A 25,849-nucleotide genomic window follows, 5' to 3' on the forward strand; every position below is an offset into this window, starting at 1 on the left:
ACTATTTCTTAGCGTGCTTGCCAGCACCCTTGCTGTCATCGGTGACCGAGATGAGCTGTCGGTCGGCCGCACCATTGCGACGCGCACGGCGGCGCTCCTCGGCGTCGCCCGCGTCGGCGGCGACGCGATGAGCCTTGTTGACATTAAAGACCTCGTCGTGCTTGCGCCACGGGCCGACGGACTCGCCAAAGCTCATCTTAAGGCCGGCGATAAAGCCGCCGAGCCAGCCGATCGGCGCAAACTGCACCAGCGGGAACAGCGAAAACACCCAAGTCAGCAGGACGACTGCCGCCGCACCCGCAAAGTTGGCAATCCAGTAGTCGCGCTTGGTAATGACGCGCTTTTCGCACGCCCACTGGCCGCACAAAAAGCCGATGTAGATCGCAAAGAGAAAGAGCACCAGCGCAAGCACCACGAACGTCCAGCTCATGGGCGCTACTCCTCGTGATGATGGCCGCAGCAGCACTCGTGGCCGTCATCATGGCCGTGACCGCCGCAGCATTCGTGGTCCTCGCCATGGTGGTGGCCGCAACCGCACTCATGGTCGTCGCCGTGCTCGCCGCAACCGCAGCCGTCCTCGTGGGCACCGTGCTCCTCGGGGCGATACTGCGACCAGTCCAGACCGGCGGCGATGGCGTCGGCCTCCTCCTTGTAGAGGACCGTGATGGCCTGGGTGCCCAGCTTGGCACCACCGATGGCGTCGAGCATGTCGTAGAGCGTAAAGGCGACGTCGGCGCCGGGCAGCGCGAGCTCGCGGTCATCGGCGTAAGCGAGCGCAAGGCGCAGGTCCTTAATGAAGTGCTCGACCATAAAGCCGGGCTTGTAGTCGCCGTCGAGCGCCTTGGGCGCCAGGCTCTCCATGGCGCCGGACTTGCCGGTGCCGCCCAGGATCATCTGGCGGGTCTTCTCCAGGTCAAGGCCGCTCAGCTCGGCAAATGCCATGGCATCTGCCATGCCGACCATGCAGGCGCCCAGAGACACCTGGTTGGCGAGTTTGGCAGCCTGGCCCTTGCCGGCGCCGTCGAAGCAGCAGATGTTGGCCGCAAAGGTGGCAAGGATGTCGCGGACCGGCGCGATGTCGTTCTCGGTAGCGCCCACGATAGCCGTGAGCGTACCGGCGATAGCGCCCGACTCGCCGCCGGTGACGGGGCAGTCAAACGCCATGCGGCCAGAAACCTGGGCGGCCTCGGCAATGTCGCGGGCGAGCTCGGGCGAGCTCGTGGTGAGGTCGATCAGGACCGCGCCCGGCTTGGTGCACGCGAGCAGGCCGTCGCCCGCCAGGTAGAGTTCCTCTACCTCGGAGGGATAGCCCACCATGGTAAAGACGACATCGGCGTTAGCCACGGCATCGGCCGGCGTATCGGCCCAGGCGGCACCGCGCTCGATAAGTGCGGCGGCCTTGGACTTGGTGCGGTTGTTGACCGTGACGGGATAGCCGGCATCCAGGATGTGGCCAGCGATGGGGGCACCCATGATTCCGGTGCCGATAAATGCGACGGAGAGCTTGTTTGCCATGAAACCTTTCCTTTTGGGTTGGGTGTTGTTACCAGGTTGAATACTCGGTGCCAGCGTTTGGGCAGTGAGCTAGGATCGATTACGGCCGCGTTACTTGCCTACTGACCGCGCACGCGGCGGGCGATGCGGTCGGAAAGCGACGCCTTGTCGGCGCGGTTCTTACCCCAAAACGCGCAGGCCACCATGCCGGGGCCCACGTGCGAGCCGATGGTGGGACCCACGGAGCTGCGAATGATCGTGACGTCGGCGCAACCCTCCTCCTTGCGGATGGCAGCTTCGAGCCAATCACCGTCCTTTTCGGCATCGGCAGTCATAATGGCGATGGGCATGGTGCGATCGGGCACGTAGTTCTCGCGGAACGACTTGAGGATGGACTTGAGTGCCTTCTTGCGGCCGCGGTTGACACCGATTAGCGACAGCGAGCCGGCAAGGTCGTAGGAGAGCTCGGGCTTGACATCGAGCTTTGCCGTAAGCTGCGCCGCCGCGGGCGGAATGCGACCGCCGGCAGCCAGTGCGTCGAAGCTCTCGAGCGTAAAGTAGCCGTGGACGTAGGTCTTTGCCTCGTTTGCCCAATCGACCAGCTGCTTGGCGGTCAGTCCCGCCGAACGCTGGCGCACGGCCTCGAGCGCCAAGAGCGCGCCGGTCGCACAGGGCAGAGCGTTGTCGACCACGTACAGCTCAAAATCGGGATACTCGGCGCGCACGGCGTCCGCCGCCTGGCACGCGGAGTTGTAGCTCGATGACAGCGCCGAGGTAAAGCACAGGTAGACCGTGGGCGTGCCCTCTTTGGCGCACTCGGTAAAGAACTCGATATAGCGACCGAGCGACACAGCCGAGGTGGACACGCGGGCACCGGCGCGCATGCGGTCGTAGAACTCTTTGGGTGTGATGCTCGACCAGATGTCATCCGTGCGCTCCTCGCCATCGATAATGAAGGGGAAACCCAGGATATCGACATCGAGGTTCGCGGCGACCTCGGGGCTAAAGTCGCAGCAGGTATCGACGACGATGCGGCAACGGTCCGAATGGCCGGTAGATGCAGCCTTGTCCATCAAAGCGACTCCTTACGTAAAAAAGGCGGCCATCCGCATGGGATGGCCGCCAGCCGTTAACTCATGCAAGTTAACGTATTTTACTCGTCAAGTGTTTCGATGCGGGGCTTGATGATGCCATATCCACCATTCTTACGGTGATACACCACATTGATGAGGCCAGTCGTCGCGTTCTCGAACACGTAGAAGTCGTGGCCGAGCAGATCGGTCTGCACCAGCGCCTGCTCCTCGGTCATCGGGGTGACATCGATGACCTTCTCGCGGACGAGCAGGTCGTCCTCCTCCTCGGGCAGCAGCAGGTCGGCCAGATCCTCGACGCGCTCGACCGGTGCGACATCCGCTGCACTGGCACCGCCCTGGCGGTTGTCCACGACCTTGGTCTTGAACTTGCGCAGCTGGCGGGTGACCTTATCGGCGGAGAGGTCGATGGCGGCGTACATATCTGCACCGTGCTCGGCAACGCGAATCACCGAACCGCGGGCACGAACCGTAACCTCGACGATTGCCGGGTTGGGGTTCGAGGGGTTCTTCTCATAGCGAAGTACAACGTCGACCGTCATGGGCTCGATATCGAAAACCTTGAGCGCCTCGCCGATCTTCTCATCCACATGCGCACGCAGAGCATCGGTTACCGTCGTCTTGCGTCCAGAAACCTTGATATCCATACGTGGCTCCAATCTGCCTCGGGGACTTACTGTACTGGCTATGTACCCATTGCCGTGCATTTAATCACGCGGATTCCTAAAGACCCGAATAACGATTGCTTGATACCGCATACCGAAGTCTCGCACTTTTCTGTGGCAAAGTGCGCTATAGGAGGGGGCCGGCGGCTTTGTATTTGGTCCCGAAAATTGGCTTTGACCTGCTAGTTTTATTGGGATGAAAAAGCCGGGCTCCCCCATCGGGGAAGCCCGGCAGTGCGTGTTGAAACCGTAAAGAAGTGTCCTTTCCAACGTATAGGAGACACCACCCCTAGCAATAACTAGCTATTGAGTTTGTTAATGTCGTCGTCGGTGATGGTGCCTTCCTGGCTGGACGATTTGTCCTCGGAGGATGCGGTCTCATTGTTGGAATCGGAGGACTCGCTGCCGGAGGACATGGTCTCACTGGACTCAGAGTCACCCGGCTGCACGTTAGCGCCCGAAACCGTCTTAGTGGTGAGGTCGTAGGGCATCGTGCCATACCAGACAGAGTGGACCGCCTCGATCGTGCCGTCGGCCGTAATACCGTCGAGGGCATCGCTCACGGCACGGCACAGTTTGTCATTGGACGAGAGGCCCGCAACACCAAGCGTCGAGGGCGCCTCGAGCGCACCGACATAGGAGACCTCGCTCATCAGGCGTGCAAGGTAGCCGCCGGCCGTGGAGTCGCAGATCACATAGTCGACCTCGCCGGACTCGAGTGCCTCAAAGCACTCGTTGATGTTGGAGTAGGTCTTTTGGTTGGCGGTGATGCTCTGCTTAGCAAGCGCCTCCTGCGAGGCCGAGGACATCTGAACGCCCAGAGTAGACGTGTTAAGGGTATCGGTGGAAACGCTTAGCGACCCACCATCGCTAGTTTTACCGAACACGGAAGTGGCATCGTACAGGCAGGTGCCGAGCGAGCTAATGTCCCCGTCCGTGGAGTTAATCTCGCCGATAAAGATATCGGCCTTTTTGTCGCCGAGCGCGGAACCTGCCGAGGACGCATCGACGAAGGCGACCTTAAGGCCCATGCGGCTTGCGAGGGCGCGGGCGGCGTCAACCGCATACCCCGTGAGCTCGCCGTCGGCGTCCTGCATGGCCTGCGGCGCATCGGAAGTATCGAGGGCGACCGTCAGGGTTCCGGGAGTGACCAGGGCATCGTCCGACACCGCCGGCGTGACGGTCTCGTACTCGATCTGGTCGATCGTGGGAGTCGTGAACGTAGACAGCGGGTTGAACGCGCATCCGCTCAGGCCCAAAACGGCGATGACCGCTGCGGTCCCAGCACCTAACCGAGCCGCGTGCATCAAGCTGCCCCTCACCATGTCCACTACCCTGCCTTCTGTGTCGTATACGATCCGTGCGTTGCGCGGAATATCAGGTTGTTCCCACCAGCTGACCTGGTATTTGACCCCACACTTGCGCACCGGGGTGTTTGCTCGGGAGGCCGCAGCCACCTTCACGACTGGCCCGCTCGCCCGCGAGGCGGTATTGCCCCAAAGAAAGTAGAACGGACGGTGCGGCTTACATCTAGGACGCGCCATGATCGCGCCGCGCGCACGCGGTCGCTTACGTGGATCCCTTTGACCGCGTCTGTCTTGGACTAGGACGGGCATTTCGTCCGTCCGCAACCACAGCCTGGCAGGAACGTAGCGCATTATAGCTAAGTTCAAGCTAAAGTTTAAGGTTAGGGGCGTTATTCGCATCGCGAGTACAGATTTCGCAGGTCAGGACGGACCGCACGTGCTCTGATTGAGCCCGTCGCTCCCCTATGGAAAGCCCCAACACACCCGTCTGGGAGCGCCGTGGCCAAAAAATAGCAAATATGAGTACTGTTACCAATTTAGTAGCAGGAGTTTTTGGCTCTGCAAGCTGTTTTCACGCTCTATAACGTCAGATTGATGCCAGGATATTCCACATTTGTTTAATAACTTTCTAATTTACGCCATCTTCCAGTCCCAAAATCCCTGATTTTGCTGTTACTGAATTTGTAGCAGTACTCATATTTGCTATATTTTGGCCAGAGCATATATCCAACCCCCTGTTTCAGAGCATTGTTAGGCGGGTTTAAGCCCAAAACACGCCCGCAGCGTGTTAAGCAGCGCCTCTTGCTTTTTCCTGCGGGCATCGACACGATTCCGGTACCGCTTTCGCATACGCTGGTGGATGCGCCATGCGAGTGCTTCCATCGCTTCCATGTCACAGAGCATTTCGTTGTTGACCGTCGCGACCTCGATTCCCATAGTAATCAAGCCCGTGTTGCGCTTTTCATCATGGATACGTCCCCTCCGGGAGGAATGGCCCAGCTCACCGTTGTATTCCAGGTCAAACCGGGCTGTTTCCTGATACGCATCGCAAACTGCATGCGGCATCCCCGAGATTGCCTGCGCGCGGTCATCGAACTCGATCTTGTAGTCGGTCTTAAAGGGACCGCAGGCAAATCCGCCATAGGAAAACGGAAGCGAAAACAGAGCGAGCATGATGCACTCCATGGGCGAGCGCAGATTTTCTGACAGGTAGGGACACAGGCGCAGCAGCTGTTTGGCCGTGCTTCCTTTGCACGCCGCAAGGTAATCTACCAGGCGATCGGGTGTCAGCACGGGCTCGACCTCAAAGTAACCGACATCTGGCGGCTGGTCTTTGTCCTTTGCCAATTTGTTCACGACAGGCGATGTGTAGGGAGGTAGATACTGCCCGCGGTCACTCAGCGAAATCTTAGAGCACAGCTCCTGGGCCAGGGCAAATGCCTGGATACAGCCGACCTCGCGGGCGACGGCAACACAAAGGGCCTCGGGAGATAGACTGTACACCCCTGGTTCCACCTCTAGAATCGAGCCGGCGGGCAACCCAGAGCATACGGACCAGCCCACGCCAGGCATGCGGCGGCGCTGCGCCGCAGATCCCACCAGCAAGCAAAGATCTTCTTGCACCTCGCCGCTTGCGGCCCCAATCCGTACCAAGTCGGGAAGATAGATGTCCTCGATCGAGGGCGACGACGCGCGCAGCACACGGCACTCTTCATCGGGGCTGAGGTCCCTCCAGCTGATGTAACCCATTTGTCGGCGCTCGGCGCGCATCATGCGTAGCGCCGAGGCGCCTGTTAGGATTACGGAAGCCGCTAGCTGCTCTTTTGTCGGTTTGTTGCACCGCCTGATTGTTACCGCCACATGAATCACCCCTACCAAACGCGTGCGATAGCGAGGCCATCGACCGCTGCGGCGCCGGCGCGCTTGAGTTCCGCCGAAGCGGCGGCCATCGTCGCGCCCGTGGTGATAACGTCATCGATAAGCAGCAGGCGGCGGCCGTGCACATCCTCAACCGTCTCGTACATGCCTTGGGCACGCTCGCGGCGCTCCTCACGACCGAGTTCGCGCTGGTCGCCATGCCCGTACTTGACGAGAGCATCGAGCAGGGGAACACCCGACAGCTCGCAAAATGGGCGCGCAATAGCCTCCATATGATCAAAACCACGCCGCCGAAACGCTGCCGCCGTCGCAGGCACAAACACCACCGCATCCGCACCGGACAGCACACCTCCGTAGCGATCGGGCGCTACGACCTGGGCATGCAGGGCGGTGTCGTAGAGCAGCTCCGCCAGATACGGAGCCAGACGTCGCTCGCCCGAGTCCTTGTACGCTTTAATGATGCGCGGCAGCGGATGCGCATAGACAGCGCACGCCAGGCAGCGGTCGAGCGCCTCCGCCATTGCCGAGGACGCGCCCTCGACCGAACACTCAGTGCACAGCAAATCCCCAAACGGGGCGCCGCATCGGGTGCAGCTATGACGTGGGTCGATGAGCGTGAGCGCGGCCAGGCAGTCTTGGCAAATAAGCGCACCGGCGCGCTCGCAGCCGGCACATCGTGTTGGCGACAATGCCTCGAGCGCCTCGTGTGCCGCCCGCTCGGCAAACGGTAGCAATTCGTCCGCAAACGGTAGGGCGCCGGCACCCTGCAGACGGCCCAATATGTTCAGATGGCTCTTCAAGACACAACCCTCCCTACGCTCGGTCGCAGGGAGGGTTGTTGATTCAGCGCTATGATACCCCGATGCGCTCGGGGCAAGGCGAGCTAAATCCGCTCGCGGGCGTTATTCGCCGGCGGGCGGTTGTGGTGCGGACGAAGACGGAGTCGAACCCTCGCCACCATCCTGGCGCGACTTGCGGGAACGGCGACGGCGACGGCGCTTTTGACCCTGGTCGGCCGAGCCCTCGCCACCGCGATCCTCGCGCGGCTCGTGCTCGTCGCGAGCGGCGCCACGCGAAGCCTTGGCAGCCGCTCCCCCGCCATCTCCGGGACGACGGCGCGTGACCTTGACCTCGCCGTCCGAAACCTGATCGGCCACGGAAGGAACCGATGGCTTCTGCTGCGCGCCCGAAGAATGGCGACGGCGCGGACGCGGCGCGCGCTCCTCCTCGCCACGTGACTTGCCGCCCTTGTCGACAGGCGCATCGGAGGCCGAGGGACCCTTGGAAGCGGCGCCAGCCTCGCGAGCAGCTGCGGCGCGGAAGGCGTCCTCGCGCTCCTCGCTCGACAGATGACGGCGGCGGCGACGTGTGGGGTTCATGCCACCGCCGCGATTCTGCTGCTGGGGTTGCTGAACCTCGCGCTCGCGAGAGGCGTTCTTGCCCGCGGCTGCAACCTCGGTAGCATCGCCCGAGCCCGCGCGCTTGCGACGGCGACGGCCATCGGCCGCCCCCTCGGCCTCGGGTGTCTCGGCCTTACCGCGGCCCTTTCCGCGGCCACGGCCCTCGCCCTGACCCTGACCGGCGCGAGCATCGGATTCAGCATCGCGACGACGGCGCTTGGGCATCGACGTGCCGGCCAGACGGTCGGCACTCGACAGGCCATCGCCCACATCGACGCCGTTTTCGCGATCGAGCTCCATGAGCGCCAGACGCATCTCGGGCGACTCAATGCGCTCGAGCACGTCGCGCGTCACGCAGTCAGGGCGGCAGTTGCAGCCCTGTTCGGCGGCCTTCTTTTTGCAGCCCTCCGAGCACGTCATATCGGCCAGGTTGACCTTAAAGACTTTGCCGTTCTCTAGGCGCAGCACCAGCTGCTCACGCGGCGTGTCATATTCCTGAATACGCGCCTTGCCGAGCGGCGTATCGATGAGCGTCTTCTTTTTGGGCGCACGGCTCTTAAAGTCCTTGTAGGCCTCGAACTCGTAGCGCAGGCAGCACATCAGACGACCGCACACGCCGCTGATCTTGGAGGAATTGAGCGGCAGGTCTTGCTCTTTTGCCATGCGAATCGAGACGGGTTCAAACTGTCCGCCAAAGCGCGTGCAGCAGAGCTCCTGTCCGCACTGGGCGTAGCCACCCACCAGGCGGGTCTCGTCGCGCACGCCGATCTGGCGCATGTCGACGCGAATATGCAGCGTTGAGGACAGGTCCTTGACGAGCTGACGAAAATCGACGCGCTCCTCGGCGGCAAAGTAGAACACGGCCTTCTCGCCGCCAAACAGATACTCAACGCCGACCGGCTTCATCTCGAGGTCGAGCTCTTTGACCAGACGGCGGAAATCGACCATCGCCTCGTCGCCCTGGATGGCCAAGTCGTCGGCAAGCTGCAGATCGATGTCGCTCGCCACGCGCAGCACGGGCTTGAGCGGCTGACCGATCTCATCTTGCGGCACCTCGAAGGGATCGGCCGTGACCAGGCCGATCTCGGTTCCGCGCTCGGTGGAGCAGATAGCGTAATCGGCCTCGAGGATATCCAGATCCTGCGGATCGAACCACAGGTCGCGCGAGGCGTAGGTAAACTTAACGGGTACGACTAACGGCATTTCAGTGCCTTCCTGATATCGAACAGCATGACCTCGATGGCCAGCTGGGGAGTAACGTTTCTGGCGATGTTGCGCTCGGCGGTCGCGACTGCCTCGAGCGCCCGCGTGGCACCCGCAACATTGGTCGCAGCGGCAAGCCGACCGATCGTGTCGCGCACGTCTTCGTTCACCACGTCGGCCGCCTCGTCCTGAAGCGTCAGCAGCACATCGCGCATGAGCGTCCGCGCGCTCGCCAGCGCTTCCATGATACCCGAACGCTCGCGCGCGTTGAGCTCGCGCTTGTTGCGGTCCTCAAGCTGCTTCAATGCTCCACGCGACAGGTAATCGGCATTTTGCTCGAGCACCTTTTCCTGCGTGGACTTGACCTCGGCGAGCGGCGCCTTAACGGCGACGATGAGCGACTTGGCGCGGCTAAGCACGTCGGCCTCGTCGGCGGCGATGAGCGAATCGATGGCGCGAACCATCTGGCGGCGAGCGTCCTGACGCTCGGCGCTCTTGAGGAACTCGATGCCACGCGTGGGGCTTCCCGCCACGGCGACGGCCATGCGACAACGCGCGATATCCTGACCGGTGGCGCGGCTCACGGCCTGCGCGGCGACGGCGGGCGACACCAGCCGAAACGGCACGCACTGGCAGCGGCTCACGATTGTGGGCAACATCACGTCTGCCGAGGTGCCCAGCAAGATAAACATAACGCCCTCGGGCGGCTCCTCGAGTGTTTTGAGCAGTGCGTTGGCGGTGTTGGCGCGCAGCTGCTCGGCACGGTCGATGATGTAGACCTTGGCTTTGGCACGGATGGGCGCCAGAGGCACGTCGTCGAGCAGCTCACGGGTCTGGGCGATGAGGTAGCCCGTGGCGCTCTCGGGCGTGTAATAGTGCACGTCGGGGTGCGTATGGCGGGCGACGCGCACGCAGCTATCGCATGAGCCGCAGCCATCCTGCTCGCACAGGAAGGCTTGGGCGAGCGCCCACGCGGCGTCGAGCTTGCCCGCGCCGGGCGCGCCCAAAAACAGGTAGGCGTGCGATGCGCGACCGCTGGCGACGGCATTGGTCAAAAAGTCGCGCACGCGCTCTTGGGTGTCAAGCTTGGCCAGCAGGCTTGCCTGAGCGGGGGCCATGTTACTCGGCCTCCTGGGCTAGCGCGGCGGTGACGGCGTCTTGCGAAATGTCGAGACCGTATGCGCGAACCTGTTCGACCGTCTTCTCGAAGACTTCCTCGACGGTCGCAGTGGCGTCGATGAGCTTTACGCGGTTTGGCTCCTCGGCGGCAATTGCGCAAAAACCCTGGTAAACACGCTCTTGGAAGGCCATGCCCTTAGCCTCCATGCGATCTGCCGAGCCACGGGCTGCCATGCGCAGCGCCGCCTGCTCGGGCGTGATGTGATAGACGAGTGTGAGCGCCGGGTGCGTACCCGCGACGGCCAGGTTGTTGGCGTCGCGCACTTTCTGGCGATCAAGGCCGTCGGCAAACGCCTGGTAGCAGGTCGTGGAATCGTAGAAGCGGTCGCACAGGACCACCTTGCCGGCAGCAAGGGCGGGCGCGATGACCTCGTGCACCAGCTGGGCGCGGGCGGCCTCATACAGCAGCAGCTCGCAAGTGTCGCCCATCGCCGTATTGGCGGGGTCGAGCAGCAGAGCACGGATCTTTTCGCTGATGGCAGTGCCGCCCGGCTCACGCAGGGTCACAACCTGGTAGCCGGCAAGGTCGAGCGCACGGGCAAGCAGGCGCGCCTGCGTGGACTTGCCGGCGCCATCGACACCCTCGAGCGTAATGAAGCTATGTTGAGCGGGCTCAAAAGCCATGGGCGCAGCCCCTTCCTACAAGGCGCGTAAATGCGAGTTATAGCAACCAAGTCATGATACCCCAGGGGCAGGCGCGTCCCAAATCCAACCTAGCCATCGAGGCATCCCCGAAGTTGCGGTGAAATAGGGACTGATTGAAGCTCTGAGACCGCCAAACAGTCCCTATTTCACCGCAACTTATGATGGGGAATTTTGGACGCTGGGTATAATCGTCGTATTGCATTGAAATGTGGCGAAAGGAGTGGCAATGTCTCGGTATTGCGCCTCGTGCGGCAAGCTTCTTGCAGATAATGCCAAGTTCTGCACCTCGTGCGGTGCACCCGTTGAGCAAACAACCGCGAGCGATAGCCAGCCCGCTTTTGAGCAGACCGGTTCCCTCGATACGCCGCAAGCCAAGGCGGACGACCCCCTCGTCTATCGCCCCGACCCCGCCGCAAGCCCTGCGGCCGTCGAGACCACGCAGCGCATACCCGTCGCGAGCGGCTCGCCCCAACAGGAGCCGGCTCCCGCATACACGCCCGCTTCGCCACAGACCCCCGCTCCCAAAAAGAGCGGCACCGGGCCGCTTATCGCCGTTATTGTTGTGCTGGTGGCGATCATCATCGCCCTGGTCGTTTTCTTTGTGATCAAGCCTTTCGACAACGCCGCCACGCAGACGACTGCCGAGGTAGCTAAGCTGCACCATGACGTTGACGACGATGACCTAAAGCCTCTCGGCGATCCCAACAGCCTGTACGACGATGATGACGATGACGACGAGGATGGCGGCGAAGCAACGCTCTCCGAGCAGAACCTCTACCGCCGACTGAGCGAATACTACGACTTGCTCGAAGACCTCGACAACTACGTCCGTGGCTGCGCGCAGAACTTCAACGGCAGCTATCTGGAAGAAGATCGAACCACCCGTCAAAATCTCGCCGACGTCGCCGAGCGCACGGAGGACACCATCGAGCAGTATTACGACATCGTCGAGGACCTGGACGTCCCGACGAGCTCCAAGAACTACAGCTCCTGGAAGGACATCATCGCCCTGTACGACGACCTGGATCACCGCATTGACGCAATCTGTGATGCCTGGGAGATCAGCCTGAAATACGCCAAGCCTGCGGACCACAAGAATGAGATCGTGGCACCGCTGTCGCGCGACAACGTGGCGGGCACCAATGACAATAAGTATCGCTTAGACTTTGAGGAGCGCTATCCCGGCGCCAAGCCTGTCGAGGTGAAGTAATCCCAACAACTGATCAAATCTTGCGGTGAAATAGGGATTAATTAGGCCTTTTGCCAGCAAAAACAGTCCCTATTTCACCGCAACTTAGAAGTGGGGCCGGGCGCGCATTTGCATTTGCGCGCCCGGCCCCGCCGCGTCTATATGTGCTCGGTTACTTGTCGGCGGTCTTTTTGGTAGTCGACTTCTTCGCGGTCGTCTTCTTGGCGGCAGTTGCTTTCTTAGCCGTGGTCTTCTTTGTCGCCGTGGTCTTCTTTGCCGTGCTCGCCTTGGTTGTGGTCTTGCGGCCGCGGGCCGGCTTCTTCTCCTTGGTCGGACAGTCCATGTTGACGCAGATACGCCACGGGCCGCGCGCCGTGTTGACCACCACGATGGGGGCGCCGCACTCGGGGCAAGTCTCACCCGTCGCCTCGAGCTTACCGCGCGCCGGCAGAGGATAGCTCACGCCGCAGTCATCGTAGTTGGTGCAGCGGATAAAGCGCTTGCCGCTCTTCTCGCTCTTGTGCGCGATCAGGTCGCCATGACGTCCGGCCTCGGCGCACACCTTACACTCGCCCACCTTAAGGTCAGGCTCGTAGTTGGTGGGGCACGTTGGGTTCACGCAAATCTCGAAAGCCTTTTGGCGGAACGGCTGGCACTTAATGCGCGGCGCGCCGCACTCGGGGCACACGGCCGCCTCGCCCTCGAGCGGGCTTACCTTGACGCCGCTCGGCACCGGATAGGTCACATCGCAGTCGGGCCATCCCATGCAGCCGATAAAGCTGCCGCGGGTCTTGGCGCTCGTCTTCATAACCAGGTCCTTGCCGCACTTGGGGCAAGCGCCCACGCGCGCATCGGCCGTGACGGCGTCGCTGATGGCGTCGCCTAGCTCCTGCGTATGCTTGAGCAGCTCGTCGAGCACGCCGGCCAGCAGCGCACGCGAGTGCGTCACGACATGCTCTTCGGTGTCCTCGCCGCGCTCCACACGGGTCATATCGCCATCGAGCTCGCTGGTCATATCGGGGCTCGTGATGCGCGGGGCAAACTGCGTCAGCGCATCGATGATGGCGATGCCCAGCTGACTCGGCTCCACGGGATCGTTTTTGAGATAGCGCACGGCATACAGGCGCTCGATGATGCTCGCACGCGTGGACTTGGTGCCCAGGCCGCGCTTTTCCATCTCCTGCACGAGCTTGCCCTGGCTGTAGCGCGCGGGCGGCTCGGTCTGCTTGGCCTCGAGCTTAATGTCGAACACGTCAACCGTATCACCCTGCTCCAGCGGCGGCATCTGCTCATCGCGCTTGAGTCCATACGGATACGCCTCGCGGAAACCCGGGGTCACGAGCACATCGCCCGAAGCCACGAACGGCTCGCCGTTCACATCGAGCTCGAGCTTGGTGTTCTCGATGGTCGCGGGACCCATGAGCGTCGCCAGGAAGCGACGGGCGATGAGATCGTAGAGCTTACGCTGGCCGCCGTCGAGCGTGGACGGATCGCCCTCGCCCGTGGGATAGATAGGCGGGTGGTCGGTGGTCTCGACCTTGCCGCGCGTGGGCTTCATGGGACCGGCGAGCACCTTTTTGCACACGGGCGCCAGCGCCGGGTTGATCTTTGCCAGGTCGCTTACCACGGCGCCCAGATCGAGCGTCGCAGGGTACACGGTGTTGTCGACACGCGGGTAGCTGATGAGGCCGGCCATGTAGAGGGACTCGGCGATGCGCATGGTACGCGCAGGCGAGATGCCCTCGGCCGCAGCGGCAGCCTGCAGCGAAGTCGTCGCAAACGGCGTGGGCGGCTGCTGCTTACGCGAGCGCTTGGTCACCGCGGCAACGGTCGCCGTCTTGGCGCCGTCGACGTGACCATACGCCGTCTCGGCAGCATCCTTGTCGGTAAAGCGCGCCGTCTTGTGCGCGATCTTAAAGCGATCGTCCTCGGCAGCGCCCTGCGCGGCGCCCATGCCGCGAATCTGCCAATAGTCCTCGGGCACAAACGCCATGCGCTCGCGCTCGCGCTCGACCACCAGGGCAAGCGTCGGCGTCTGCACGCGGCCGGCAGAGCGCACGTTGCCAAAGCCGCCAAACTTGGCGAGCGTCAGATAGCGCGTGAGCACCGCACCCCAGATAAGGTCGATGTGCTGACGGCTCTCGCCGGCGTCGGCCAGGTTCTGGTCGAGCGAGACGAGATTATCGAAGGCGTGCGTGATCTCGGCCTTGGTAAACGAAGAGTATTGGGCGCGGGCAACCGGCAAGTCCGGCGCCACCTCACGCACCTTGTTGAGGGCGTCCGAACCGATCAGCTCGCCCTCGCGGTCGAAGTCCGTGGCGATGATGACACTGTCGGACTTCTTAGCGAGGTTCTTGAGCGAACGAATGAGCTCCTTCTCGGCCGGCAGCTTAATGACGGGCGCCCAGGTGAGGTAAGGCAGGCTCTCGAGCTTCCAACCCTTGATGGAAATGCCATCGGCAAGGAACGGCTTGCGCTTAGTGTCGTACGGCGGACGGGCCAGGCCATCGGGCATATCGGCCGGCAGCATCTCGCCGTCCTCGGTCACCGAATACCAACCCAGCTTTTTATCGAACAGCACGCTGTCGCAAAAATCGGGCGCCAGGATGTGACCGGCAAGGCCGATGGTCACGCACTCCTCGCCCTTCCACTCAAAACGGTAGATGGCGGTGTTGTACACCTTGTCCTTTTTGGGCTTACCCATGGACAGCCGCTCGGCGATCTGACGCGCGGCGTCGTTTTTCTCGGCGATGATGAGCTTCAAAAGAGGCTCCTATCTCGTATCTCTGCGGCTACGCCCGCCCGTATGGCGGCCGACTTACGCCCTTGCTTGCTCAATCTGCCCGATGAGCCAATCGCACCAGGCATCCATGCCCTCGCCCTTGCGCGCGCTCACGGCAAACCGCGGCGCCTGCGGATTGAGGTCATCGAGTGTCTTAGTATACCTATCCATGTCAAAATCGAAAGCCGGGGCCACATCGACCTTGTTGAGCAGCTGTGCGCCGGCGTGCTGGAAAATGCCCGGGTACTTAATGGGCTTGTCGTCGCCCTCGGGCACCGAGAGAATCATGATGGACAGGTTCTCGCCCAGGTCAAAGTCGACCGGGCAGACCAGGTTGCCCACGTTTTCGATAAAGATGACGTCGATGTTATCCAAGCCGATTGCCTGGTCGAACGCGTCAACGGCCTCCATGATCATGTTGCCCTCGAGGTGGCACAGGCCGCCCGTGTTGATCTGGATGGCGGGCATGCCGGCTTCCTTCATGGTGATGGCGTCGACGTCCGAGGCGATATCGCCCTCGATGACGGCGCAGCGCAGGCCCGCCTTGTCGCGCAGGCGCTCGTTGGTGCCCAGAATCGTAGTGGTCTTGCCCGAGCCAGGGCTCGAAAGCACATTGATCACATAGGTGTTTGTCTCTTTAAATCGCTGACGCAGCTGATCTGCCAGGCGCTCATTGCGCGACAGGATCGGCGACGCGATATCAATCGTTTTCTCAGCCATACTTGGCACTCCTTACTTCTGCCATCTGGGGACGGGGTAGAAATGGTAGATTTCGTCGTTGACACTTGCCATTTTGCCTGCTTGCACACTTTGGAACGGAATGTCAAGCCGCACGGCGTATCTATTTCTACCATTTATACCCCGTCCCCAAATGGCAGGCTGGTTAATTGTCGGGGGCTTCGATTTCGATACTTGCGATGTCGAGTTCGCGGCCGTGCAGCAGACGCACGTTGGCGCCGCCACACTGGGGACAGCGACAATGGAAACGATCGTGATCAAAGACCTCGCCGCAGTCCAGGCACTCGCTTTGTGGATGAACTTCCTCCACGGCAAGCTCGCAGCCCTTCGTGAGCGGGTCCTCGTCGCGAAATGTCTCCCACGCAAAGTCGAGCGCCTCGCGCACAACTTCGGTCATATCCCCGATACGCAGCGTTACCAAAACGGCGCGCGAGGCCCCCGCCCCACGCGCCGCGCGAATCACTGTATCGAGTATGCCGTTGACAATGCCAACCTCGTGCATACCGATTTACTCCTCGTCGTCCTCATCGTCCGAGAACAGGTCCAGACGACTCACAAACAAGCCCTCCTTGCCCTCGCGCGCGGTAATGACCACGCGGGCGATGGCAAGCGAAATCTCGTAGAGCGAGAGCAGGGCGCCATACATGAGGCCCAGCGTAACGGGCGAGCCGTCGGGCGTGATCACAGCCGAACCCACGAGCAGGCCTACGTACACGTAGCGCCAGGCGCTGCGGAAGGCCGCGTAGGACACGATGTGGAAAACAGACAGGTAGAAGATGATGAGCGGCAGCTCAAACGCCACACCAAAGCCGATCATAAAGAGCAGCTCCATGTTGACGTAGTTCTCCAGGTCGGGCAGTGCCGTGGCGACGGCCGAGGTCTCGCCGATGAGCCACTCAAAGCCCGCCGGGATGATGATGGAGTAGCAAAAGATTGCGCCCAGGAAGAACAGCACCGTCGAGGCGAGCACCGTGGGCACGACCCACTTGCGCTCGTTGGGGCGAAGCGCCGGCAGGAAAAACGCCAGAATCTGCCAGATGATCATGGGCGTGCACATGACCACAGCCATCTTGATGGCCAGCGAGAAGCGCAGACCAAAGCCGCCGAGCGTGGTGGTGATGTAGAACTTACCTTCCGGCACAAAGGAACGGATGGGGTCTTCCAAGATGTCGAGCACCACGGGCGTGGCGAAATACAGCACGATGGCGGCGGCAAACACCGATACGACTACGATGGTCAGACGGCGACGGAGCTCTCCCAGGTGATCGAAGAGCGGCATTCGCGCAGGTCCGATAGGCATTACTCATCGCCTCCCTTCGGGGCGTCGGCGGCAGCGGCTTCGTCCTCGGCCTCGAGCTCGCGAGCGAGCTGGTCGACGACGGCCTTGCGCTTGCGGGGACGACGGGCATAGAGGTCGGCCGTCGTGGGCTCTGCCGGCTCGGGCTCCGGCTCTGCAGCAGGTTCGGGCTCGACGGTGGCAGCGGCAGACTCGGCCTTGGCGGGCTCGGCACCCTCGGCCTCCCCAGCAGCGCCTTCGCCCTCGGTGGCACCCTCGCTCGCGGCCTTCTCGGCAGCAAGACGGGCGCGGCGCTCGGCAAAGGTCTCCTTCTTGGCGGGCGCTGCCGTCTCGGCGGCATCCTCGTCCGCATCGGAATCGTCGTCGACGGCAGCCTTCTTGGGTTTGACCGGAGCCGACGCGGCCTCGCTCACCGGATCGATAATCTCGGACTGAACAACGGCCGTCATCTTTTCCTGCGTCTCGCGGAACTGACGGATGGCACGGCCGATCGTGCGGCCCATCTGCGGGAGCTTATCCGGGCCAAACAGCAAAAAGCCGAAGACCACGATGATCGCGAGCTCACCCTCTCCAATACCAAACACACATACCTCCAAGGCTCGATGTGAGTCGAGCCCGCACCGCGCCATTCGGCCGGAACTCGTCTATTCATTCGGTCAAGTATAGCGCCCGGACGCCAAAACGTCCGAGCGCATCACAAACATATGCCAAACGGCACGCCCTTTTGGGGCAAAGATTATGCAGCGGTGATCGAAATCTCCTGGTCGACACCCAACAGCTGAACCACGCGCATCACCGGGGGCTGCACATTGGTGCAGCTAAAGCGCTTGCCGTGGTCGACCGCGTGGTGCGCGGCGCCTACGAGCACGCCAATGCCCGTCGAGTCGATATAGCTCACCTGGGCAAAATCGAGCTCAACGGCCTCGGTGGGCTGCTCGAGCGCCAAGTCGATGGCGTTGCGCAGGCTATCAGCGTTAGAGATATCGATCTCGCCGGCTACCTTAATGGTGTAGAGCTCTGGCGTGGGGTTGGTGGAAATACCCAGATCCATGTATACGCTCCTTTACGTATCGAAAGTGCGGATAGTACGGGAAGCCGCGCGTTAGGCGCGCTCGGCACGCGCGAGCTCGGCAGCGACGAGCTTAACAGCCAGCACCAGCACATCGAGCGCGGCCTCCAGGTCCTCGACCGTGGGATAGCTCGGCGCGATGCGGATGTTGGTGTCGCGCGGGTCCTTGCCATAGGGCCAGGTAGCACCGGCCGGCGTGAGCTTGACGCCCAGATCGGCGCAAAGCGCGGCGACCTTCTGGGCCGAGCCCTCGGGACCATCGAAGCTTACAAAGTAGCCGCCGCGGGGGTGCGTCCAAGTGGCGCAGCCCGTGTCGCCCAAGCCCTCGGTGAGCTTGCGCTCGACGGCCTCAAAGCGCGGACGCAGGAACTCGGCATGCTTTTTCATGTGCTCCTTGACCGCCTCGATGGTAGGAAGGAAGCGCACGTGACGCAGCTGGTTGAGCTTGTCGGCGCTGATGAGGCCGGCCTTCAGGCGCTTGGAGAACTCGGCGATGACCGCGGGGCTCGCACCGATAAAGCCGATGCCGGCGCCCGGGAAGGTGATCTTGGACGTCGAGGCAAAGGCCACCACGCGGTCCTCGGTGCCCGCCGTGCGAGCGAGGTCAAAGATGTTTGCGAGCTCGTCGGTCTCGTCGTACAGGTCGTGCACGCAGTAGGCGTTGTCCCAGAAGATGCGGAAATCGGGCGCGGCCGTGGGCATCTCGACCAGACGGCGCACAGTGTCCTCGCTAAAGGTGATGCCCGTGGGGTTGGAATACTTGGGCACGCACCAGATGCCCTTAATGGAGTCGTCAGCGGCAACGAGGCGCTCGATCTCGTCCATGTCGGGGCCGTTGTCGGTCATCGCAACGGGGACGTTCTCGATGCCCAAGTCGGCGGTGATGCCAAAGTGGCGATCGTAGCCGGGAACGGGGCACAGGAACTTGACCTTCTTGCCGTCGTGCGCGGTCTCGTAGGCGTCCCAGGGCTCGCTGCCGCACGAGCCGCAGCGCCAGAACATGCCGGCGATGTCATGCTCAATCAAAAGGCTCGACGAGCCCAGCACGAGCGTCTGCTCGGCGGGGCAGCCCAGGAACTCCCCTGCCAACTTACGTGCTGAGGGAATACCCTCGAAGCAGCCGTAATTGGAGCAGTCAACGTTGCCGTCGTGCAGATCGGCGTCGGCATTGAGGATATCGAGCATGGGGCGCGAGATGTCCACCTGGAAGGGCGACGGCTTGCCGCGCGCCATGTCGAGCGCCAGGCCCTTGGCCTTGACCTCGGCGACCTCGGCTTTGAGCGCCTCGATGGCGGCATCGAGTTCGGTGGTTTCCATCTTCTGGTAGATCGTCTGCATGGGTGCGACCTTTCGCAAAGCGGGACGTTGCAGTTCGTCTAAGTATAGACCGCCACCGCCGCAACGTTATGAAGCCGTGATAGATTAAGTCCATCGCAATAAATTACGAATCGCCGCGCATGCCGGCGTGGGGGCCCAAGGAGGCACTATGGAGTATGGATCGTTCCAGGCCGAGGAATTCGGCGACCTGCAGCGCCTGGTCGACGGACTGTTTTACGACCGCCACGCCATCGACCGCCTGGATCTGATCGTACAGGCCGAAATCTTGGACCTGGCGCCCGATCTCATGGAGATCGTCAACCTGCTACCGCCCGGCTATTACGACCGCCAGTCACTTTGCGACCAGCTCAATTCCGCCTTAGCCGCCCACGGCTGGGGCGCCGTCTACGGAACGGTGGAATAGCCCTAGTCATTGGGGACGTTCTTAAACGACTAGTTGTTGGGGACAGTCTTCCCAGATGACATGCGGCACTTGGGGACAGTCCCCAAGTGCCGGCAGTTTGGGGCGGTCCTTTTCGGCCGCTCGCAAAGAGTGTCCCTCTCGACTAGTCGTTTAAGAACGTCCCCAATGACTAAAACGCCACCTGTGATGGTGTTCACAGGCGGCGTTTTCAAACTTGTATGTGCTTTTACTCGCCCTTGGACGCGGGGTGTTTGCAGACCACGCTCATGTAGATCATGCCGAGCACGGCAGCGGTGACCGAACCGGCAAGAATGGCAGCCTTGGCAGCAAGAACCTCAAACTGGGCCGTCGGGAAGGCAAGACCGCTGATGAGAATCGACATGGTAAAGCCGATACCGCCCAGAATACCCACGCCGGCAATCATGTGCCAGTTGACGTTGTGCGGCAGCTCGCAGGCCTTGAGCTTGACCAAGGCGAACGTCATGCCAAAGATGCCGATCGGCTTGCCCAGCAGCATGCCAAAGTACACACCGAGCGTCACCGGGTCGGTGAGCAGTGTGCTCATATCCACGCCCACCAGGCGAACCTGTGCGTTGACGAACGCGAAAATCGGCAGGATCACAAAGTTGACCGGCGTGGAGATCAGACGCTCCATGCGGATGAGCGGCGGGGTCACGCGGTGCATGACGCGCTCGACCTTGGTGGTCGAGACGGTAAAGTCATGCTGGCCCAGGATGTGTGCCTCGTCGTCGTAGCGGTCGTCGAGCAGCGGCAGGCACTCGCCCAGCCAATCGGTGAGGCTATCGAGCTTAACGCCGCACTTGGCCGGAATGGTGAAGGCCAGGATGACGCCGGCGAGCGTGGCATGTACGCCACTCTTGAACATGCAGAACCACAACAGCAGACCCAGTACCGAATACGGGGCAAGGCGGTAATGCTGCGTCTTGTTGAGCCACACGAGCGCGCAGGTCACAAGCGCGGCGGCGCCCAACCAAAACGGATTGGGGCTCTGACCGTAGAAGATGGCGATGGCGGCGATGGAGATGAGGTCGTCGGCGATGGCGAGCGTCGAGAAGAACACGCGCACGCCGTTGGGCACGCGGTTGCCCAAAAGCGACAGCACGCCCAGTGCAAAGGCAATATCGGTTGCCATGGGGATGGCCCAGCCGTTGTGGGCGCCGGCATGGTTAAAGATCAGGTAGATGCAAGCGGGAACGACGACGCCGCCCACGGCCGCCAGCATGGGAAGCATGGCCTGACGCGGATTCTTGAGCTCGCCAACTGTCATCTCGTACTTAAGCTCAATGCCCACGAGCAAAAAGAAGATCGCCATGAGGAAGTCGTTGACGAAAAGCTCGACGGTGAGACCGGCCGTCAGGTTGCCCAGACCCACATACAGCGGGGTCTCCAAAAAGTGATGGATAGCCTCGTAGGCATCGGTGTTGGCGCAAATGACGGCGGCGATGGCGGCGAAGACCATGACGGCGGCGGAAATCGTGCCGTTCTCGGCGATGCGCTCCCAGATGTCGTGACGTTCAAAGCGCTTGCGCTCACGAACGTTGAATAGCTGCTCAGTTGCTGCCATGGGCGGCTCCTTTCACGGGATGGCTCCCGTCTTAAAAAAGCACGGCCCGCCCAAGTGGCGGCGCCGCGCTCTAACGTATTACGCTTGCATCTAGCCTACCCTGCACGACAAGAACGCAGGCGTGGCCGAAAAGCGGAACCACAGGTTGAACATTATTTGCTCAACGGCACGGGCACGCCTGTCCAAGAGACGACGCGGCGCCGTACACAAAAAACGACCGGAGCGCGGGGCGTCCGCGATCCGGTCGTGGCGTTTAGTGAACTAAACCTAGCAGGCGGCCATGATGGGGGCAGCGACCTGCTTCTTACGGGAGAGGACGCCCGGCATCCAGACACCGTCGTGCTCGTCGGCAATGCCCAGGCCCTTCTGAGCAGCCTCGGTCTCGCCCTCGAGCAGGACCTGCGAGCCCTCCTCCATGATGTCGGTGATGCACAGGACAATGCCGTCAGCACCCTTCTCGGCGGCGTAGGCGCGCATGGCCTCGCGAATCTCGTCGATCATGCCGAGCGCGCGGCTCTTGTCGACGGTCTCGTACTGGCCGATGAGCAGCTTCTTGCCGGCGGGCTCGAACATCTTGATGTCGTTGCCGACCATCTCGGCAGCGGTGAAGGAGCCGGACGGACGGGTAAGGAAGACCTCCATGCCAAACTTGACCGGGTCGACGCCCACTTGCTCGCCGAGCTTGGCGGCAACGGCGCGGTCGACAGCGGTGGTGGTGGGGCTCTTGAGCATGAGCGTATCGGTCATCATGGCCGAGAGCAGCAGCTTGGCCTGGACGTCGGAAAGCTCAACGCCGAGCACGTCGGCGAGCTTGGTGACGATGGTGCAGCTGGAGCCCCAGGGCAGGCAGATGTAGTGCAGCGGGCCGGCGGTCTCGAAGTCGCCGATGCGGTGATGATCGACGACGCCAAAGACCGTGGCGTCCTTAAGGCCGGCGACGGACTGGGCGGACTCGTTGTGGTCGGTGAGGACGACGAGCTGACCGGCCTCGACGGACTCGATCGCGCGAGGCTCGGCGATGCCGGCGTCGGCGAGCAGCTTGGCGGACTCTGCCGGAAGCTGACCAAGGGCGCAGGCCTCGTAGGTGTTGCCGGCATACTCAACCTGGTTGAGCAGCTGGGACAGGACGACGGCGCTCATGATGGCGTCGTTATCGGGGTTCTGGTGACCAAAGACAAGAACGTTTGCCATGGATATCCTCCACTTGACTTGATATGTGTACTTGGACGTAGCTATGGTAGCACGCCGATGCCGAGCCTTCGCAGACGGAAGGGCCACGGCATATTTTGGGGCAGGCACGGGGGCCAAGTCCGCCCCCTGCACCAGCTATTTGCCAGCGGCGCGCAGAGCTACGTAGGCGGCACCGATGATACCGGCGTCGTTTCCGAGCGAAGCAACCTTAATGGGCGTCTCGCGCGAGGCGGAGAGCGCATACTGCTTAAAGTGCTCGCGAACCTTGTCGAGGTAGACATCGGCCGAGGCGGAGGCGCCGCCGCCGATGAGGAACATCTCGGGATCAACCACGTTGGCAATAAGCGCCAGTGCGCGGCCAAGATAGTCGGCCATGGTATCGGCCGCGGCCAGCGCGAGCTTGTCGCCCTCGCGGCAGGCCTGGAACACGTCCTTGGAATCGGAGGGGCCGGTCAGCTCGATGGGCTCGACGCCCGCCTTCTTGCACTCGGCAAGGTAGTTGCTCACCACGCCGGTGGCGCTGGAATACTGCTCCAGGTGGCCATGGCCGCCGCAGCCGCAGGTGCGCTCCTCGGCCGGGTTCAGGCACATGTGGCCAATCTCGCCGCCAGCACCCACAACGCCCGATACCACGTCGCCGTTAACGATAACGCCGCCGCCCACGCCGGTACCAATGGTGACCATCACCACGTTCTGCACGCCCTTGGCAGAACCGAGCCAGGCCTCGCCCATAGCAGCGGCGTTAGCGTCGTTCTCGTACTTAACGACCGCGTCGGGGCAGTGCTCCTGAATGGCGATCTTGAGCTCGGGCAGGTTAATGGCAATGTTCGCCTTGACCTTAGCATCGCCCGATGCCGGGATGGGGCACGGGACGGCCAGGCCAATGCCCGACACAAAGGCACGCGGAATCTGGGCCTTGGCGACCACCTGGTCAATAGCCTCGGTCACCGCGGCAAAGCCCGCAGCGTCAACGATGGGAGGCGTGGGCACGCTGGCCTTGGCAAGCAGGTTTCCGTCCTCATCGAACAGACCCTCCTTGACCGAGGTACCGCCGACGTCGATGCCGATGTAATACTGCTTAGGTTCCATGGGAGCCCGCCTTTCTCGTTTAAACATTGCCTGTATGGTACCGCTCCCAAGGCAAAAACCTACCAAAAAGAGACAGGTTTGTTTTGGTAGGTTTTATCTGGGGAAGCGCAGAGTACGAGATTCGGTTCGCTGGGTGTTATATCGGTTCGGCCCCGTCCTCGGACCGATCATTTCTCAACACGACACTACTCAGATGTTTATCATTTAAAACGCTCTAATTTTACAAGCGGGGCGACTTTTAATTTTATCTTTCTCGAACTTTTCAATAACTCAATAGAGATACTTAGGTGTTGACTATACTTTCTTTTATACTCAACCAAGTTGGAAAGGAGGTTCCATGATTCCCAAATACGAGGCGATAGCTGCAGATATTCGTCGCACTATCGAGGATGGCGCTCTTAAACCGGGCGACAAGCTTCCTACCGTCGTTGAGTTCTGCAAGCTCTATAACGTTTCCAAAATCACCGTCAAACGAGCTATCGAGCAAATCACCGAGGAAGGCCTTATTACCAGCCGACGCGGATCGGGTACCTACGTTAAGGACACGGCGGGGCTTCCCGGCCAGGCGTTTTTCCAGGGCAAAAACGACCGTGCCCAGGGTTTTTCGTATGAGCACCGCGGGGAGAAGGTGACTTCGGTGGTCTACGATTTCTCGATCGTTAATCCACCAGCGGACATCGCAGCCCAGCTGGGAATTGCCGAGGATGACTTTGCCTATCACGTCGTGCGCGTGCGTCAGGCCGATGAGAAGCCCATCGTTATCGAGTACACCTATATGCCGCTCGAACTGATCCCGGGCCTTAAAAAGAAGGACCTGTACGGATCGGTCTACGGCTTTATCCGCGAGCAATGCGGGCTGAAGATTTCGAGCTTCCATCGCACCATCCGCGCCGTGGCGGCAACCGAGGAAGAAGCCGAGCGCCTGGATACCAAACCCGGCTCTCCCCTGCTCGAACTCAACCAGATTGGCTTCTTGGATAGCGGCACCGCGTTTGAATATTCTATCTCGCACAACGTAGGCGACCGCTTTGAGCTGCACAACGTAACGCTGGCCTAGTTTTGTAATCCGGTGGGTGCTCGTTTTGAGCTGTCTTACGCGGCACCCGCACAACCTTATGGGAGTATGTACATGTCCGATTTGATTAAACTGACGCCGATCTTCCACGAGAAGATCTGGGGCGGCCGCCAGCTCGAAACCGTATTTGGTTACGACATTCCCGAGAGTCCCATCGGTGAGTGCTGGGCCATCTCTGCCCATCCCAACGGCGACTGCCAGATCGCGGAGGGCCCGTACGCCGGTCACACGCTGTCATGGCTGTGGGCCGAGCACCGTGAGCTCTTTGGCAACTGCGAGGGCAAGGAGTTCCCGCTGCTCATTAAGATTCTGGACGCCAAGGACGATCTTTCGATCCAGATTCATCCCAACGACGAGTACGCCGCCGAGCACGAGAACGGCAGCCTGGGCAAAACCGAGTGCTGGTATGTGCTGGATTGCGAGCCTGGCGCCACGATCATCGTCGGCCAGCGCGCGCATGACCGCGCCGAGGCCGCACAGATGATCAAGGACGGCCGCTGGGACGACATGCTCAACGTGCTGCCGATCCACAAGGGCGACTTTTTCCAGATTGACTCCGGTACCGTGCACGCCATCAAGACCGGCACGCTCATTTTGGAGACGCAGCAGTCGAGCGATGTGACCTATCGCCTGTACGACTATGACCGCCCCGGCACCGACGGCAAGCTGCGCCCGTTGCACATTGAGCAGAGCCTCGACTGCATCGATTTTGATGTTCAGGCTCCGACCGACGGCACCGTAACCGCACCCGAGGTCGACGGCGTGACCGAGCTCGAGTCCAACCCCTGCTACACCGTCGATCGCGTGCGCGTCGACGGCAGCAAGACCCTCGACCAGCGCTGGCCCTTCATGTGCCTGTCGGTCATCGACGGCGAAGGCACCGTCTACGGCGACCCCGTCCACAAGGGAAGCCACCTGCTAGCCCCCAGCACCGTCAGTTCCATCGACCTCGAAGGCAAGATGGAACTGATCATCAGCCACCTCTAGTTCGCAACAACAACCAAAACGAAACAAGGGGCTCCCCCGTTCATCAACGGGGGAGCCCCTTGCCATGTCTAAGTATTCAGCCCACCCGGCTCTCCAAATCAAAAAGCGGACGAGCAGAGCGACGATTGCAAGCTGCAGGCCAAAACGCCACAAGGAAGAGGGCGCGCCGGGGGCTTTGGTCGATCGCGAGTTCCGCACGAGCCGGAGAGCACTTAATGTGCTCTCCGTGCGAGCAGGACTGTCC

At 61.6% G+C, this 25,849-nt stretch carries 25 protein-coding genes; 5 read left to right on the forward strand and 20 right to left on the reverse strand.

Annotation, left to right across the window (positions count from 1 at the left end; all coding sequences use genetic code 11):
* Nucleotide 1: 1 nt before the first annotated feature.
* The 10 genes from ABCN01_RS05690 to tmk all read right to left on the reverse strand — a co-directional run bounded on the left by ABCN01_RS05690 (nt 2) and on the right by tmk (nt 10,841).
* Entirely contained in the window at nt 2–430 is a 429-nt protein-coding gene (locus tag ABCN01_RS05690; protein ID WP_342996072.1) for a hypothetical protein, read from the reverse strand.
* Nucleotides 431–435: 5 nt separating this feature from the next.
* Nucleotides 436–1,515, reverse strand: coding sequence for an NAD(P)-dependent oxidoreductase (locus tag ABCN01_RS05695; protein ID WP_342996074.1), 1,080 nt, complete (start codon nt 1,513–1,515; stop codon nt 436–438).
* A 98-nt stretch (nt 1,516–1,613) separates the two neighbouring features.
* Nucleotides 1,614–2,567 carry a DegV family protein gene (locus tag ABCN01_RS05700; RefSeq protein ID WP_342996075.1) on the reverse strand — a complete coding sequence of 318 codons (954 nt, stop codon included), beginning with the start codon at nt 2,565–2,567 and terminating at the stop codon, nt 1,614–1,616.
* Between the two features lie 80 nt (nt 2,568–2,647).
* Nucleotides 2,648–3,232 (reverse strand): ribosome hibernation-promoting factor, HPF/YfiA family, encoded by a 585-nt coding sequence (gene hpf / locus ABCN01_RS05705; RefSeq protein WP_035137685.1) that lies wholly within the window; start codon nt 3,230–3,232, stop codon nt 2,648–2,650.
* 317 nt (nt 3,233–3,549) lie between these two features.
* Nucleotides 3,550–4,575, reverse strand: a complete 1,026-nt coding sequence (locus ABCN01_RS05710; RefSeq protein WP_342996133.1) for a substrate-binding periplasmic protein — start codon at nt 4,573–4,575, stop codon at nt 3,550–3,552.
* Nucleotides 4,576–5,307: 732 nt separating this feature from the next.
* Nucleotides 5,308–6,306, reverse strand: coding sequence for a hypothetical protein (locus ABCN01_RS05715; protein WP_342996076.1), 999 nt, complete (start codon nt 6,304–6,306; stop codon nt 5,308–5,310).
* Between the two features lie 122 nt (nt 6,307–6,428).
* Nucleotides 6,429–7,235, reverse strand: a complete 807-nt coding sequence (locus ABCN01_RS05720; RefSeq protein WP_342996077.1) for a ComF family protein — start codon at nt 7,233–7,235, stop codon at nt 6,429–6,431.
* A gap of 102 nt (nt 7,236–7,337) precedes the next feature.
* A complete protein-coding gene (locus ABCN01_RS05725) occupies nt 7,338–9,038 on the reverse strand; it encodes a PSP1 domain-containing protein (RefSeq protein ID WP_342996078.1) in 1,701 nt (566 codons plus the stop codon).
* On the reverse strand, nt 9,029–10,156 hold the full coding sequence (locus ABCN01_RS05730; RefSeq protein WP_342996079.1) for a DNA polymerase III subunit: 1,128 nt from the start codon (nt 10,154–10,156) through the stop codon (nt 9,029–9,031). The genes ABCN01_RS05725 and ABCN01_RS05730 overlap by 10 nt, the downstream gene beginning before the upstream one ends.
* A 1-nt stretch (nt 10,157) precedes the next feature.
* The gene (tmk, locus tag ABCN01_RS05735) at nt 10,158–10,841 is read right to left on the reverse strand and encodes a dTMP kinase (RefSeq protein ID WP_342996080.1); all 684 of its coding nucleotides are present in this window, start codon (nt 10,839–10,841) and stop codon (nt 10,158–10,160) included.
* 247 nt (nt 10,842–11,088) lie between these two features.
* Between tmk and ABCN01_RS05740 the strand changes: the two genes are divergently transcribed.
* Nucleotides 11,089–12,072 carry a zinc-ribbon domain-containing protein gene (locus ABCN01_RS05740; RefSeq protein ID WP_342996081.1) on the forward strand — a complete coding sequence of 328 codons (984 nt, stop codon included), beginning with the start codon at nt 11,089–11,091 and terminating at the stop codon, nt 12,070–12,072.
* A 151-nt stretch (nt 12,073–12,223) separates the two neighbouring features.
* On the opposite strand, the gene ABCN01_RS05745 is transcribed toward ABCN01_RS05740, so the two are convergent.
* The 7 genes from ABCN01_RS05745 to ABCN01_RS05775 form a co-directional block, all read right to left on the reverse strand.
* Nucleotides 12,224–14,815, reverse strand: a complete 2,592-nt coding sequence (locus ABCN01_RS05745) for a DNA topoisomerase I (RefSeq protein WP_342996082.1) — start codon at nt 14,813–14,815, stop codon at nt 12,224–12,226.
* Nucleotides 14,816–14,869: 54 nt separating this feature from the next.
* Nucleotides 14,870–15,553, reverse strand: a complete 684-nt coding sequence (hypB, locus tag ABCN01_RS05750) for a hydrogenase nickel incorporation protein HypB (protein WP_342996083.1) — start codon at nt 15,551–15,553, stop codon at nt 14,870–14,872.
* 163 nt (nt 15,554–15,716) lie between these two features.
* Nucleotides 15,717–16,073, reverse strand: coding sequence for a hydrogenase maturation nickel metallochaperone HypA (hypA, locus tag ABCN01_RS05755; protein ID WP_342996084.1), 357 nt, complete (start codon nt 16,071–16,073; stop codon nt 15,717–15,719).
* Nucleotides 16,074–16,079: 6 nt separating this feature from the next.
* Nucleotides 16,080–16,871 (reverse strand): twin-arginine translocase subunit TatC, encoded by a 792-nt coding sequence (tatC, locus tag ABCN01_RS05760; protein ID WP_342996085.1) that lies wholly within the window; start codon nt 16,869–16,871, stop codon nt 16,080–16,082.
* Entirely contained in the window at nt 16,871–17,452 is a 582-nt protein-coding gene (locus tag ABCN01_RS05765; protein WP_342996086.1) for a twin-arginine translocase TatA/TatE family subunit, read from the reverse strand. The genes tatC and ABCN01_RS05765 overlap by 1 nt, the downstream gene beginning before the upstream one ends.
* 152 nt (nt 17,453–17,604) lie before the next feature.
* Nucleotides 17,605–17,919, reverse strand: a complete 315-nt coding sequence (locus ABCN01_RS05770) for an STAS domain-containing protein (RefSeq protein WP_117746092.1) — start codon at nt 17,917–17,919, stop codon at nt 17,605–17,607.
* 51 nt (nt 17,920–17,970) lie between these two features.
* The gene (locus ABCN01_RS05775; RefSeq protein ID WP_342996087.1) at nt 17,971–19,275 is read right to left on the reverse strand and encodes an aspartate aminotransferase type Ic; all 1,305 of its coding nucleotides are present in this window, start codon (nt 19,273–19,275) and stop codon (nt 17,971–17,973) included.
* A gap of 148 nt (nt 19,276–19,423) precedes the next feature.
* Here ABCN01_RS05775 and ABCN01_RS05780 point away from each other — a divergent pair, with 148 nt between their 5' ends.
* The gene (locus ABCN01_RS05780; RefSeq protein WP_022093864.1) at nt 19,424–19,678 is read left to right on the forward strand and encodes a hypothetical protein; all 255 of its coding nucleotides are present in this window, start codon (nt 19,424–19,426) and stop codon (nt 19,676–19,678) included.
* A gap of 226 nt (nt 19,679–19,904) precedes the next feature.
* On the opposite strand, the gene nhaA is transcribed toward ABCN01_RS05780, so the two are convergent.
* The 3 genes from nhaA to ABCN01_RS05795 form a co-directional block, all read right to left on the reverse strand.
* Nucleotides 19,905–21,263: a Na+/H+ antiporter NhaA gene (gene nhaA / locus ABCN01_RS05785; protein ID WP_342996088.1), complete on the reverse strand. Its 1,359-nt coding sequence runs from the start codon at nt 21,261–21,263 to the stop codon at nt 19,905–19,907.
* Nucleotides 21,264–21,530: 267 nt separating this feature from the next.
* Nucleotides 21,531–22,454 (reverse strand): manganese-dependent inorganic pyrophosphatase, encoded by a 924-nt coding sequence (locus ABCN01_RS05790; RefSeq protein WP_342996089.1) that lies wholly within the window; start codon nt 22,452–22,454, stop codon nt 21,531–21,533.
* Between the two features lie 135 nt (nt 22,455–22,589).
* Nucleotides 22,590–23,543: an ROK family protein gene (locus ABCN01_RS05795; RefSeq protein WP_035137699.1), complete on the reverse strand. Its 954-nt coding sequence runs from the start codon at nt 23,541–23,543 to the stop codon at nt 22,590–22,592.
* A gap of 337 nt (nt 23,544–23,880) precedes the next feature.
* On the opposite strand from ABCN01_RS05795, the gene ABCN01_RS05800 reads away from it, so the two are divergent.
* From ABCN01_RS05800 to ABCN01_RS05810, 3 genes are all read left to right on the forward strand, one after another.
* The gene (locus tag ABCN01_RS05800) at nt 23,881–24,600 is read left to right on the forward strand and encodes a GntR family transcriptional regulator (protein WP_342996090.1); all 720 of its coding nucleotides are present in this window, start codon (nt 23,881–23,883) and stop codon (nt 24,598–24,600) included.
* 72 nt (nt 24,601–24,672) lie between these two features.
* Nucleotides 24,673–25,605, forward strand: coding sequence for a type I phosphomannose isomerase catalytic subunit (locus ABCN01_RS05805; protein ID WP_425458729.1), 933 nt, complete (start codon nt 24,673–24,675; stop codon nt 25,603–25,605).
* 64 nt (nt 25,606–25,669) lie between these two features.
* Nucleotides 25,670–25,849, forward strand: a 180-nt coding sequence (locus ABCN01_RS05810) for a hypothetical protein (protein WP_343014227.1), incomplete at its 3' end; no start/stop codon positions are given.

This window comes from Collinsella aerofaciens (assembly GCF_039062365.1).
Classification (GTDB): domain Bacteria; phylum Actinomycetota; class Coriobacteriia; order Coriobacteriales; family Coriobacteriaceae; genus Collinsella.

Bases quoted from the DNA above. Each gene is read 5' to 3' on its own strand.
- tmk (WP_342996080.1), bottom strand. From the start codon at position 10,841: ATGGCTTTTGAGCCCGCTCAACATAGCTTCATTACGCTCGAGGGTGTC.
- ABCN01_RS05740 (WP_342996081.1), top strand. From the start codon at position 11,089: ATGTCTCGGTATTGCGCCTCGTGCGGCAAGCTTCTTGCAGATAATGCC.
- ABCN01_RS05790 (WP_342996089.1), bottom strand. From the start codon at position 22,454: ATGGCAAACGTTCTTGTCTTTGGTCACCAGAACCCCGATAACGACGCC.
- ABCN01_RS05770 (WP_117746092.1), bottom strand. From the start codon at position 17,919: ATGGATCTGGGTATTTCCACCAACCCCACGCCAGAGCTCTACACCATT.
- ABCN01_RS05730 (WP_342996079.1), bottom strand. From the start codon at position 10,156: ATGGCCCCCGCTCAGGCAAGCCTGCTGGCCAAGCTTGACACCCAAGAG.
- hpf (WP_035137685.1), bottom strand. From the start codon at position 3,232: ATGGATATCAAGGTTTCTGGACGCAAGACGACGGTAACCGATGCTCTG.
- ABCN01_RS05780 (WP_022093864.1), top strand. From the start codon at position 19,424: ATGGAGTATGGATCGTTCCAGGCCGAGGAATTCGGCGACCTGCAGCGC.
- ABCN01_RS05710 (WP_342996133.1), bottom strand. From the start codon at position 4,575: ATGGTGAGGGGCAGCTTGATGCACGCGGCTCGGTTAGGTGCTGGGACC.
- hypB (WP_342996083.1), bottom strand. From the start codon at position 15,553: ATGGCTGAGAAAACGATTGATATCGCGTCGCCGATCCTGTCGCGCAAT.
- ABCN01_RS05690 (WP_342996072.1), bottom strand. From the start codon at position 430: ATGAGCTGGACGTTCGTGGTGCTTGCGCTGGTGCTCTTTCTCTTTGCG.
- ABCN01_RS05800 (WP_342996090.1), top strand. From the start codon at position 23,881: ATGATTCCCAAATACGAGGCGATAGCTGCAGATATTCGTCGCACTATC.
- ABCN01_RS05715 (WP_342996076.1), bottom strand. From the start codon at position 6,306: ATGGGTTACATCAGCTGGAGGGACCTCAGCCCCGATGAAGAGTGCCGT.
- ABCN01_RS05805 (WP_425458729.1), top strand. From the start codon at position 24,673: ATGTCCGATTTGATTAAACTGACGCCGATCTTCCACGAGAAGATCTGG.
- tatC (WP_342996085.1), bottom strand. From the start codon at position 16,871: ATGCCTATCGGACCTGCGCGAATGCCGCTCTTCGATCACCTGGGAGAG.
- ABCN01_RS05725 (WP_342996078.1), bottom strand. From the start codon at position 9,038: ATGCCGTTAGTCGTACCCGTTAAGTTTACCTACGCCTCGCGCGACCTG.
- ABCN01_RS05795 (WP_035137699.1), bottom strand. From the start codon at position 23,543: ATGGAACCTAAGCAGTATTACATCGGCATCGACGTCGGCGGTACCTCG.
- hypA (WP_342996084.1), bottom strand. From the start codon at position 16,073: ATGCACGAGGTTGGCATTGTCAACGGCATACTCGATACAGTGATTCGC.
- nhaA (WP_342996088.1), bottom strand. From the start codon at position 21,263: ATGGCAGCAACTGAGCAGCTATTCAACGTTCGTGAGCGCAAGCGCTTT.
- ABCN01_RS05775 (WP_342996087.1), bottom strand. From the start codon at position 19,275: ATGCAGACGATCTACCAGAAGATGGAAACCACCGAACTCGATGCCGCC.
- ABCN01_RS05695 (WP_342996074.1), bottom strand. From the start codon at position 1,515: ATGGCAAACAAGCTCTCCGTCGCATTTATCGGCACCGGAATCATGGGT.
- ABCN01_RS05700 (WP_342996075.1), bottom strand. From the start codon at position 2,567: ATGGACAAGGCTGCATCTACCGGCCATTCGGACCGTTGCCGCATCGTC.